12 protein-coding genes are annotated in these 11365 nt (G+C 68.4%); 8 read left to right on the top strand and 4 right to left on the bottom strand.

Going from position 1 to position 11365, the window contains the following annotated elements:
• Positions 1-81 precede the first annotated feature (81 nt).
• Positions 82-429, top strand: a complete 348-nt coding sequence (locus D5S18_RS19755; protein ID WP_120042535.1) for a hypothetical protein — start codon at positions 82-84, stop codon at positions 427-429.
• A gap of 59 nt (positions 430-488) precedes the next feature.
• Here D5S18_RS19755 and D5S18_RS19760 read toward each other — a convergent pair whose 3' ends face one another.
• Positions 489-1139 carry a TetR/AcrR family transcriptional regulator gene (locus D5S18_RS19760; RefSeq protein ID WP_120042536.1) on the bottom strand — a complete coding sequence of 217 codons (651 nt, stop codon included), beginning with the start codon at positions 1137-1139 and terminating at the stop codon, positions 489-491.
• A complete protein-coding gene (locus D5S18_RS19765) occupies positions 1123-2268 on the bottom strand; it encodes an acyl-CoA dehydrogenase family protein (protein WP_120042537.1) in 1146 nt (381 codons plus the stop codon). The genes D5S18_RS19760 and D5S18_RS19765 overlap by 17 nt, the downstream gene beginning before the upstream one ends.
• A gap of 219 nt (positions 2269-2487) precedes the next feature.
• On the opposite strand from D5S18_RS19765, the gene D5S18_RS19770 reads away from it, so the two are divergent.
• From D5S18_RS19770 to D5S18_RS19780, 3 genes are all read left to right on the top strand, one after another.
• Positions 2488-3426 (top strand): alpha/beta fold hydrolase, encoded by a 939-nt coding sequence (locus tag D5S18_RS19770; protein ID WP_120042538.1) that lies wholly within the window; start codon positions 2488-2490, stop codon positions 3424-3426.
• A 74-nt stretch (positions 3427-3500) separates the two neighbouring features.
• Complete coding sequence (locus D5S18_RS19775) at positions 3501-4931, top strand: SDR family NAD(P)-dependent oxidoreductase (protein ID WP_120042539.1); 1431 nt, start codon at positions 3501-3503, stop codon at positions 4929-4931.
• Between the two features lie 17 nt (positions 4932-4948).
• Positions 4949-5344: a DUF2784 domain-containing protein gene (locus D5S18_RS19780; RefSeq protein ID WP_120042540.1), complete on the top strand. Its 396-nt coding sequence runs from the start codon at positions 4949-4951 to the stop codon at positions 5342-5344.
• Here the strand turns inward: D5S18_RS19780 and D5S18_RS19785 are convergent.
• On the bottom strand, positions 5325-6080 hold the full coding sequence (locus D5S18_RS19785; RefSeq protein ID WP_120042541.1) for a thioesterase II family protein: 756 nt from the start codon (positions 6078-6080) through the stop codon (positions 5325-5327). The genes D5S18_RS19780 and D5S18_RS19785 overlap by 20 nt on opposite strands.
• Before the next feature lie 41 nt (positions 6081-6121).
• On the opposite strand from D5S18_RS19785, the gene D5S18_RS19790 reads away from it, so the two are divergent.
• Positions 6122-7465, top strand: coding sequence for a CoA transferase (locus tag D5S18_RS19790; protein WP_120042542.1), 1344 nt, complete (start codon positions 6122-6124; stop codon positions 7463-7465).
• 47 nt (positions 7466-7512) lie between these two features.
• On the opposite strand, the gene D5S18_RS19795 is transcribed toward D5S18_RS19790, so the two are convergent.
• Positions 7513-8091, bottom strand: coding sequence for a TetR/AcrR family transcriptional regulator (locus D5S18_RS19795; protein ID WP_120042543.1), 579 nt, complete (start codon positions 8089-8091; stop codon positions 7513-7515).
• Between the two features lie 101 nt (positions 8092-8192).
• Between D5S18_RS19795 and D5S18_RS19800 the strand changes: the two genes are divergently transcribed.
• From D5S18_RS19800 to D5S18_RS19810, 3 genes are read left to right on the top strand one after another with little or no spacing between them, the layout of a single operon-like run.
• The gene (locus D5S18_RS19800) at positions 8193-9410 is read left to right on the top strand and encodes an FAD-dependent monooxygenase (protein WP_120042544.1); all 1218 of its coding nucleotides are present in this window, start codon (positions 8193-8195) and stop codon (positions 9408-9410) included.
• 30 nt (positions 9411-9440) lie between these two features.
• Complete coding sequence (locus D5S18_RS19805) at positions 9441-10478, top strand: nucleoside hydrolase (protein WP_282434860.1); 1038 nt, start codon at positions 9441-9443, stop codon at positions 10476-10478.
• 8 nt (positions 10479-10486) lie between these two features.
• Complete coding sequence (locus D5S18_RS19810) at positions 10487-11365, top strand: amidohydrolase family protein (protein WP_282434861.1); 879 nt, start codon at positions 10487-10489, stop codon at positions 11363-11365.

The raw sequence follows: 11365 nt of genomic DNA on the forward strand, positions 1-11365 counted from the left end.
GCTCGCCATTTCCGCATCCGAGGACAATGCTGATGTCGAAATGGAATAACTGATCATGTCCCCGCTCCCCGAGGAGGATCCATGTTCGGCAATGCCAATTCGTCGCGTCCCTGGCACGCGCAGGCGGGCGATCTGCTCGGCGACAACTACAACGTGCCGGGAATCGTGCTGTGCGCCTTGGGCGTCGTCGGCCTGGCCTGCACGCTCACCGCCGCGGGCTACGGCTTCGACGGCTGGACCGAGGTGGGGGCGCTGGTCACGGCGGCGCTGTGGATCGGCGGCATCGGGGCGCTACTGGTCGAGCATCGGCGCGCGGAAGTGATCGAACGCCGGATCGGCAGGCTCGGGCACGCGCCGGGGCATATGCGGCCGCTGCGCTACCGGGCCGAGAAATCCCTCGCCTCGCGACGCGCTCGCGAACTCGGGTAGGCCCTATTCACCAATGGCGCTGCGGCGAGTGCGAAATCGCACTCGCCGCCGCCATTCGTTCAGTGATCCATCTTCGGCAGCGATTCGGTGATCACGGTCAGCAGCAGATCCGACAGCAGCGTATGGACCTGTTCGCGGGTGAGCGTGCCCCGCGTGATCCATTCCCGCCCGGCCACTTTCACCATGCCGCCATAGGCGCGCACCACCGCGCGCAATTGCGCACCGTGTGCCGATCCGGACCGACCGACCATGAGCAGCAGCCTTTCGGCCGCCGCGTCATCGGCGGCGTCGAGGATCCGCTGCACCTGTGGATCGTCGCCGACGCCTTCGTGGCTGGTCACCTTGACCCAGGTGCCGCCGTGCTCGGCGATGGTGTCGAGCAGCCAGCGCACCGTCGCCTCGACCCGCTCGCGGTCGGTGCCGGTGGGCACGACCATACGATCGAGTTTGGGCAGGGTCACCATGCGGCGCACCACCGCCAGGTACAGATCGCGCTTATTGCCGAAATAGTGGTTGATCAGGCCGCGCGCCACCCCGGCCCGCTGCGCGAGTTCGGCGGTGGACACCGCCGCGTACGGTCGCTCGCCGAACATCTCGATGGCGCGTTCGAGGATCTGCGCGCGCCGCTGGTCGGGTTCGAGCCGCTTGCGCGGCCGCCCCGCCGGATCGGGCGCGGCGGCATCGGACGCGGTTTCAAAGAGATCGGGCAATGAGATCCTTCATCACCTCGTTGGTTCCGGCCAGGATGCGCAGTACGCGCGCGCCGGTGTACAGCTGGGAAATGGGGTACTCCGTCATATAGCCGTAGCCGCCGAACAGTTGCAGGCAGCGGTCGACCACGATACCGAGTTGATCGGTGAGCCAGTACTTGGCCATCGCGGCGGTGGGAATATCGAGGCCGCCGTTGAGGTGTTTGATGATGCAGTCGTCGAGGAAGGTGCGACCGACTTCAGCCAGCGTCGCGCATTCCGCGAGTTCGAATTTCGTGTTCTGCATGGCGAACAGCGGTTTGCCGAATGCCTCGCGGCCCTTGGTGTACTCGATGGTCAACTCGACGGCGCGTTCCATCATGCTGACCGCCATGATGGCGGTGACCAGCCGCTCCTGGGCCAGCATCGTCATCATCTGATAGAAGCCCTGCCCTTCGGTGGGGCCGAGCAGGTTGGCCGCGGGCACCCGCAGGCCGTCGAAGAACAGTTCGGCCGTGTCCTGGGCCTTGCCGCCGATCTTGTCGAGGATGCGGCCGCGGGTGAAACCCGGTGTGTCCGGGCCGACTTCGGCGTACAACAGGGATACGCCCGCCGCACCCCGGTCCGGATCGGTCTTGGCGGCGATGAGGATGCCGTCGCACAACCAGCCGTTGGTGATGAAGATCTTGGAGCCGGTGATGACGTATTCGTCGCCCTCGCGCACCGCGCGGGTCTTGATGTTCTGCAGATCCGAACCGGTGCCGGGTTCGGTCATGCCGATGGACAGCACCACTTCCCCACTGGCGGCCTGCGGCAGCACCCGCTGCTTGAGCTCCTCGGAGCCGAAGGTATGCAGGTAGGGCGCGATGATGGAACTGTGCACGGGCATGCCGAGCGAACCGTCCCCGGACCGCGCCTGCGCCTCGATGATGGCCGCCTCATGCGCGAAAGTGCCGCCACCACCGCCGTATTCGGTCGGGATGGCCGCACACAGCAGGCCCAGCTCGCCCGCACGGTTGTAGAGGCCGCGATCCGGATGGCCCTGGGCGACGAACTCCGCCTCGTGCGGCATCACCTCCCGCAGGAAGAAATCGCGCGTCAGGTTGCGCAGCATCTCGACCTCGGTATCGCTCCACGCCCGGCGTGCCATCGGTCCGCTCCTCTCGCCCACCGGCCCGTCGCCGGATTGGCCTCAGCGTCGCGCACTATTGGCATATTGTCAACAACTAGTCGCCGCTACCCCGACGGCTACGGAAGAATCTGCGCCGCAACGTGATTCGCGCGAGATAGGCACAGCAGGCGCCGCGCCGTACTATCGGTACCGGCGTATGAGCGGCACCGGGCCGTCCGTCCCACACCGAGGCACCCCATGACCGAACCGCTGGACCCACCCCCCGACGCGGAACTCCCCCGCCCGCACCGGCACTCGACGGTGCGCGGCGCGGGCGGGCGCATCGCCGTCTACGAATGGGGCGACCCCGCGGGCGAACCGCTCGTGCTGGTGCACGGGCTCACCGACACCCACCGGGTGTGGGCCACGGTCGCGGCGCTGCTGTCCGACGGATTCCGGGTCATCTGCTACGACGTGCGCGGCCACGGACGCTCCGGCTCCGCACCCGATCCGGCCGCCTACCGACTCGACCATCTGGCCGCCGACTTCTTCACCGTCATCGATGCCGCCAGCCCGCACCGGCCGGTGCACGCCTGCGGCCACGGCTGGGGCGCGGTGCAGCTGTGGGAGGCGGTCTGCGATCCCCGCGCGAGTACCCGAATCGCCTCCTACACCGCCATTTCCGGGCCGAACCTCGATCACGTCGGGCTGTGGCTGCGCGCGCTGGCGCCGCACGCGCGACGCGCCGCCACCGATCCGGTCGCCTGGTACGGGCTCGCCCGCGCGGCGCTCACCCCCGGCGCGGCGGTGGCGCGCCGATTCTGCACACCGCGGCTGCGGGCTCTGCTGCTGGAGCAGGTCGGCGGCAGCGCGCCCGTCCCGGCGCGTATCGCACCCACCTGGCGCGCCGACGCCGTCGCGGGCGTCCGCATCGCGGCGGTCAATCTGACCCATCACCTGCGCAGCCCGCGCCTGCGCCGCACCGCCGTCCCGGTGCAGATACTGGTCGATACGGCCGACGCGCTGGTGCCCGCCGCGGCCTACGACTGTTCCGGTCGCTGGGTCGACCGGTTGTGGCGGCGCGCGGTCCCCGCCGACCATTGGCTGCCCGTCACCGAACCGCTGCTGGTGGCCGAGGCGCTGGCCAACTTCATCGACGACCTGCGCGCCGATCGGGCCTCGATTCGACCCGCCTGAAAAGGCGCCCGCCGGGGGTTTGCCACAATGGACGGGTTCGAATACCTGTTCAGCGAAGGATGACACCGGTTCCGATGGCCGAGACCACGATCGACCCCGATGAGCTCGCCACCTGCCTGCGGGTGCTCGACCTGGCAGGCGAGTTGGACAAGGATCATCCCGATTCGGTGGCCGTGCAGCGCGCCGTCGGCCATATGTTCAAGCAGCTCAAGCGCCGCAGGCGCATCGAACGACGCGACAAGGTAGCCGACGCGGATCGGGCCGTGGTCGCCGCGACAGCCACGGGTTCGCCCACCCGCATCGATGACGAGACGGCGGGGATCCGGCTCGCCTCGACCGCCGAGGGCGCGAGCGCGGGCACGCTGATCCGGTCGCGCGCCTGCTACATCTGCAAACAGCACTACAACACCGTCGACGCGTTCTACCACCAACTGTGCCCGCAGTGCGCGGCGAGCAGCCACGCCAAACGCGATGCCCGCACCGACCTCACCGGCAGGCGAGCGCTGCTCACCGGCGGTCGCGCCAAGATCGGCATGTACATCGCGCTGCGGCTGCTGCGCGACGGGGCGCACACCACCATCACCACCCGTTTCCCGCACGACGCCATCCGCCGCTTCACCGCCATGGACGACAGCGCAGACTGGCTGCACCGGCTGCGCGTGGTCGGCATCGATCTGCGCGACCCGGCGCAGGTGGTGGCCTTGGCCGATGATGTGGCCGCGCAGGGGCCGCTCGATATCCTGATCAACAATGCCGCCCAGACCGTGCGCCGCTCCCCCGGTGCGTACAGCGCGCTGGTCGACGCGGAATCCGCGCCGCTGCCCGCGGGCACGCTGCCCGAATTGGTCACCTTCGGGAAAACCTCGCAGGCCCACCCCGCCGCGCTCACCGCCTCGCTGACGCCCGCGCTGACCCCACAGGCGGTCGCCGAACTCGCCCTGGTGGCGGGATCGGCCGCGCCGGAACGGATTTCGCGCGGTGTCGCGATCGACGCGGGCGGGCTGGTGCCCGATCTCGCGCACACCAACAGTTGGGTGCAGACCGTCGCGGAGGTCGATCCCACCGAACTGCTCGAGGTGCAACTGTGCAATTCGGTCGCGCCGTTCATCCTGGTCTCGCGACTGCGTCCGGCGCTGGCCGCGGCGGCGGCCCGGCGCAAGTACATCGTGAACGTGTCGGCGATGGAGGGGCAGTTCGCCAGGGCCTACAAGGGTGCGGGCCATCCGCACACCAATATGGCCAAGGCCGCGCTGAATATGCTCACCCGCACCAGTGCGCGCGAGATGTTCGAGGCCGACGGCATCCTGATGACGGCCGTGGATACCGGCTGGATCACCGACGAGCGCCCGCACTACACCAAGATCCGACTGGCCGAGGCCGGATTCCATGCCCCGCTCGATCTGGTCGACGGCGCGGCCAGGGTGTACGACCCGATTGTCCAGGGCGAGAACGGAACCGACATTTTCGGCTGCTTCCTCAAGGATTACCGGGCCGCGCAGTGGTAGGGGTCTAACCTGATGGTGTGCTGTTTCGGCTGATGGCCGACGCCGTCGCGGCGGCGCATTTCGCCTTCGTGGCGTATGTGGTGGTCGGCGGATATCTGGCGTGGCGCTGGCCGCGCACCCTGTGGCTGCACGTGCTCGCGGCGGGGTGGGGTTTCGGCACGGTGCTGTTCGGGCTCGACTGTCCGCTGACGTATCTGGAGAACTGGGCCAGGCATCGCGCGGGCGAGGCCGGGTTGCCGCCGAGCGGGTTCATCGCCCACTACATCACCGGGGTGCTCTATCCGGAGCATCTGCTCGGCGTGGTGCGGGTAGTGGTCGCCGTGCTGGTCGGGATCTCGTGGGTGGGTTGGATCTGGTTGCGGCAGCGCCGGATCAACGCCCACCCGCACCCGACTACCCGAGTTGTCGGGTGACGAAATCCGCGACGGCGCGACCCTTTTCCTCCAGGTAGAAGTGACGGCCGGGGAAGGTTCGCAGGTCGAATTCGGCGGCGGTGTGTTCGCTCCAGTCGCGGGTCTGCGCCTCGGTGACCGTGGGGTCCTCGGTGCTCACCAGGGCCGAGATCGGGCATCTCAGCGGCGAACCCTCCTGGTACACATACGTTTCCACAGCTTGGTAGTCGGCGCGCACGGCGGGCAGCACCAGTTCGGCAAGGCTCGGCTCGTCGCGCAGGATGGATACGGTGGCCGGATCGTTGGCCAGCCGCTCCAGATCGCCGATCAAGGCCGCGTCCGACCCCAGGTGCAGTCGACCGGTGTGGTGCACGGGCGGCGCGATGCGCCCGGACACGAACAGGCGCGTCACCGACTGGCCCGCCCGCTCCAGTCGCCGAGCGGTCTCGAAGGCGACCGTCGCCCCCATGCTGTGACCGAATAGGGCCAGCCGCTCGACGGACCCCTGACTCAGGATCTCGCCCGCCACATGTTCGGCCAATATCGCGATATCGGGAACGGGCTGCTCTCCCAATCGGTCCTGCCTACCGGGATATTGGACGGCCGCCACCGCGATACCCGGCCCGAAGCGCCGCGCCAGATCCCGGTAGGCGTGCACCGAAGCACCTGCGGGCGGGAAGCACACCAACTGGTCCCTCGGGGTCGCGACCTCCCGCAGCACACGCAGCCACGTGCCCGCGCCGATGGTGGTGCTCACGTCTGACTCCCTCCTGTCGGGAAACAACTACTCTCGGTCGGGTGAACGCGCACCAATGGCTGGTCCACGACTACGAAGCGGGAATCGGCCTCGCTCCATCCGGTATTGCCCCGGCACCCGATCCGGGCGCCAACTTAGCTGCGACGCTACCGGTTTGGGCCTTGGCCGCGGGTTCGGTCGCCGCGTTCACCGCGGCGAGCAACCGTATCAGGACCGCGCGCGGACTGCACCCGGTCGCCCACCGCATCGACCCGGCGCGCATCAACGCCTCCTTCGCCAGTGACCACCTGCTGCGCCTCGACAACAGGGCGCAGTCCTCGTTCGCGGAGCTGTCCGGATTCTTTCCCACCTTCGACGGATGGGTGCGCACCCACGCCAACTACCCGCACCACCGGGCTCGGCTGCTGGCCGCGCTCGAACTGCCCGCCGACGCACCGCTGGAATACGCCGAGGCGGCCTTGGCCATGCGCCGCGCGGGCGATATCGAGGACGCGGCCGCCGCGTGCGGCGCGGTCGCGGTGCGGGTGCGCACCGAGCGGGAGTGGGCCGAGAGTCCGGAGGGGCGAATCGCGGCCGCCGGACCGCTGGTCGCCATGCACGCCCGCGCCGACCGTGACACCGGGGCGGGGCTGTCCCTGGATGCCGCACCGCTGCAACCGCTGCGCGGCGTGCGCGTCCTTGATCTGACCAGGGTGCTCGCCGGTCCGGTCACCACCAGGGCGCTGGCACTGCTCGGCGCGGATGTGCTGCGCATCGATCCGCCGCTGCTGCCGGAGCTTCCGGCGCTGTACGCGGATATGTGCCAGGGCAAGCGGTCGCTGCGCCTGGACCTCTACGCGCAGTGGCAGGTTTTCCACGAACTACTCGCCGCCGCCGACGTGCTGATCACCGGGTATCGTCCCGGCGCGCTGACGGGGGTCAGCGCCGCCGCGCATCCCGGTCTGGTGCACGGTCGGGTCAGCGCATGGGGTGAGGTCGGTCCGTGGGGCGGGCGACGCGGTTTCGACAGCATCGTCCAGGCGGCGAGCGGGATTTCGATCATCGAGGGCGCGCCCGCCGTACCGGGTGCGCTGCCCGCGCAGGTTCTCGATCACGCCACCGGATATCTGCTCGCCGCGGGTGTCATCGACGCGCTGGTGGCCCGCGCGCGCGACGGTCACGGCCGCGATGTGCGAGTGTCCTTGGCGCGCACCGCGTCCTGGCTGTTGGCCGCACCGGGGCGCGCGGTCGACCATCCGCCCGCCGCCCGGCCGGATCCGGCCGATACGGTCCGCCACGGTGGTACCGTCACCGCGGCGCCCGCGCTCGCGGAGTATCCGGATTACGCCTGGCCCGCACCGGCCTATGGTTCGAGCGCCCCGGCCTGGTTGGTTCCCACTCGTTGAGCCGGAGCATCCTGCGCCGGGCGAATATACCGGCGCGGAGCCGTCCCTCACTCGTCGGACACGTCATTCAGTGCCGCGACGGCTTCGGCCAATCGATCACCATCGGCCACCTCGGCCCCCGGCAAGATGGCCGACAGCACTCCCAGACCCTGCACCATCACCCAGTACAGCTGGGCGATGGCGTGGGCTTGTTCGGCGTCGAGCCGCGGATGCGCCTGTCGTAAACCTGTCGCGAGACCGGCGTAGACCTCCGGCAGCGCCTCGACGAAAAAGCGTTGCTCCTCGGGCGAGCGCGCCACCCGGACCATATTCTCCAGGCTCGCCATCATGAAGTCGCGGTTGTCGGCGAAGACCTTCGACATGCCGTTCCATAGATGCGCGAACCCCGCCATCGGGGATTCGCCGGTCGATTCGAGGATCAGCGCATCCATCCCGTCGCCGATGGCATTGCCCAGCGACATGGCCAGTGCCTCGGTGAGCAACGCCTCCTTGGAGCCGAAGTGATAGCCGATCGCCGCCAGGCTCACCCCCGCCGCCGCCGCGATATCACGGGCCGTCGCCTTGGCCAGGCCGCGCTCCACGATGACCTTGCGCGCCCCCGCCAATAGATCCTCTCGATTTCCCATCTCTCCAGGTTACAACGTCTCAGACATTTGTACTAGACAAATGTGCCAACCGTGTGGCACATTTGTCTAAGACATTCGATCCATCCCGAGGGGAACACATCATGGGCACCACCGGTCACGACATCCACATCCTGGTCTCCGGCGGCGGAATCGCGGGCAATGCCGTTGCGCTGCAACTACTTCGGGCCGGCATCCGGACGACCGTCCTCGAACGCGCCGCCGCACCGCGCCCCGGCGGCCAAGCGGTCGACCTGCGCGGCGCCAGCCGCGAGGTGGCCGAGCGCATGGGCCTGATGGCGGGTATCCGCAAGACCCAACTGCACGAACTCGGCTTCGCCCACGTCGACGCGCAGGGGCGCGAATTCGGTGTCATGCCCGTCGAGATGTTCGACGGCAAAGGTCCCATCGCCGATATCGAGATCAGCCGCGGCGACCTCAACCAGGTCCTGTTGGACGCGGTGGCCGAGGCCGCGGACGGTTGGCTCGACTACCGCTACGGCGACTGGATCACCGACCTGCGCCAGGACGATTCGGGGGTGGACGTCACCTTCGCCTCCGGCGGCACCGAGCGCTTCGACCTCGTCATCGGCGCGGACGGGCTGCACTCGACCACCCGCGCCCTCGTCTTCGGTCCGGAGGAGCAGTTCCGCACCTACCTCGGCGGATACATCTCCTTCTTCACCCTCCCCACGCCGTCGGACATCAAGCCGGGCTGGATGGCGCTGCGCACCGTGCCCAAGGCCAACTTCGGCATTCGCCCCGACTACGACCCGGACACCTGCAAGGCCATCATCTCGCTGCGCATTCCGGAAGATCCGGCGCTGCGCCGGGATCCCGCGGCACAGAAGCAGCGCATTCGCGACCATCTGACGGGCGCGGGCTGGCACGCCGAGACCGTGGTGGCCGCCATGGACCGCGCGGACGACTTCTACTTCGATATCCTGGCCAGGGTGGATCTCCCGACACTGAGCAAAGGTCGGGTCGTCATGCTCGGCGACGCCGGATACTGCGGATCGCCGATGACCGGAATGGGCACCGCCATGGCGATCGTCGGCGCCTACGTCCTGGCGGGTGAGATCGCCGCCACCCCCGACGACCTCACCGGCGCGCTGGCCAGGCACGAGCAGCAACTCCGGCCATTCCTCGAGAAGGCACAGGAGATTCCGGGCGGCGGTCTGTCGCGGATGCTCCCCGATTCGGCGTTCGGCTTGAAGATGATGCGGCTGACCATCAAGATCATGATGGCCAAACCGCTGCGGCCGCTGGTGGCCAAGATGTTCTTCGGCAAGACCGACGACTACGTACTGCCCACCTACTGAACCGCACGCCCGAACCATTAAAGTCGAGCCGTGCGGCAGAAGATCATGATGGATATCGATACGGGTATCGATGATTCGCTCGAATTGCTCTACCTGCTCTCCTCCCCCGACGCCGAGATCGTCGGTATCGCCTCCACCGCGGGCAATGTGCCCGCCGCGCAGGTCGCGGCGAACAATCTCGCACTGCTCGACCTGTGCCGCGCACCGGAGATCGAGGTAGCGCTCGGCGCGGCCGAACCGCTGGCGATACCGCTGCGCACCACCGAGGACACCCACGGTCCGCACGGCATCGGCTACGCCGAGTTGCCGCCGTCCGCCCGCACCCTCTCAACCCTGTCGGCCGCCGAACTCTGGGTCGAGCGGGTGCGGGCGCATCCCGGCGAGATCGTCGGACTGTGCACCGGCCCGCTCACCAATCTCGCGCTGGCCCTGCGCCTGGAACCCGAACTGCCGCGGCTGCTGCGCCGTTTGGTGATCATGGGCGGCGCCTTCAACCATCCCGGCAACACCACTCCCACCAACGAGTGGAATGTGTATGTCGATCCGGAGGCGACCAAGGAGGTCTACGACGCCTTCTCGGTCGCCGCCAACCGGCCGATCGTGTGCGCGCTCGATATCACCGAGACCATCGAGATGCGTCCCGACCACCTGGTCCGGCTGGCCGAACGCGCGGGAAGCCTTCCGGTGGAACGGGTTTCGGAGTCCGATCCGGCCGGGGCCAGATCGGCGGCGAGCAATCCGATCGTGCGCTACCTCCTGGACGCGGTGCGCTTCTACTTCGACTTCCACCACCACCTGGACCTGGGCTACCTCGCGCACATGCACGACCCGTTCGCGGCGGCGGTCGCACTGGATCACGAGCTGGCGCGGGTCCGTCCGGCGACGGTGGACGTCGAACTGGCGGGCACCCTCACCAGGGGCGCCACCGTGGCCGACTGGTCCGGGATGTGGGGACGCGAACCCAATGCCGACATTGTCGTCGGCACCGATCCGGCGCGGTTCTTCGACCGCCTGATCGACCGGATCGGCGAGTACGCGCGGTCGGTCTATCCGCCCGCGACACACTAGGAGTAACGGTGGACAACGACGTCACCTACCTGGCCGAGTTCCGCGCCCGACTCGGGCTGCCCGGAATCATCGACGTGCACACGCATTTCATGCCCGAACAGGTCATGCGCAAGGTGTGGGCGTACTTCGACACGGCGGGTCCGCTGGTGGGGCGGGAGTGGCCCATCGCCTACCGCGACGACGAGCAGGTCCGACTGAAGACCCTGCGCAGCTTCGGCGTTCGCGCCTTCGGCTCGCTGGTCTACCCGCACCGCCCCGACATGGCGGCATGGCTCAACGAGTGGACCGCCGAATTCGCCGCGCGCACACCGGATTGCCTGCACACCGCCACCTTCTACCCGGAGCACGACGCGGACAGCTATGTCGCGGCGGCGCTGGAGCGCGGCGCCCGACTGTTCAAGGTGCACATTCAGGTCGGCCGATTCCATCCCGCCGACCCGCTGCTGAATCCGGTGTGGGAGATGCTGCAGGAGGCGGGCACGCCGGTGCTCATCCACTGCGGGTCCGGCCCGGTGGCCACCGAATTCACCGGGCCAGAACCGCTGGCCGAACTACTGCGCCGCTTCCCGCGCCTGTCGCTGATCATCGCGCACATGGGCGCGCCCGAGTACACCGGATTCTTCGATCTCGTCGAGCGGTCCCCGAATCTGCGCCTGGACACCACCATGGCGTTCACGGACTTCTTCGAGGAGGCCGACCCCTTCCCACCCGGTGAACGCCATCGCCTGAGCGCGTTCGGCGATCGCATCCTCTTCGGCAGCGACTTTCCGAATATCCCCTACCCATACCAGCACGCCGTGCAGGCCGTCGAACGCCTCGACCTCGGCCCGGACTGGCTGCGAAAGGTGTTCCACCACAACGCTGCCGAGCTTTTCGGGATCGAATAG

The organism is Nocardia panacis (genome assembly GCF_003598715.1).
GTDB lineage: Bacteria > Actinomycetota > Actinomycetes > Mycobacteriales > Mycobacteriaceae > Nocardia > Nocardia panacis.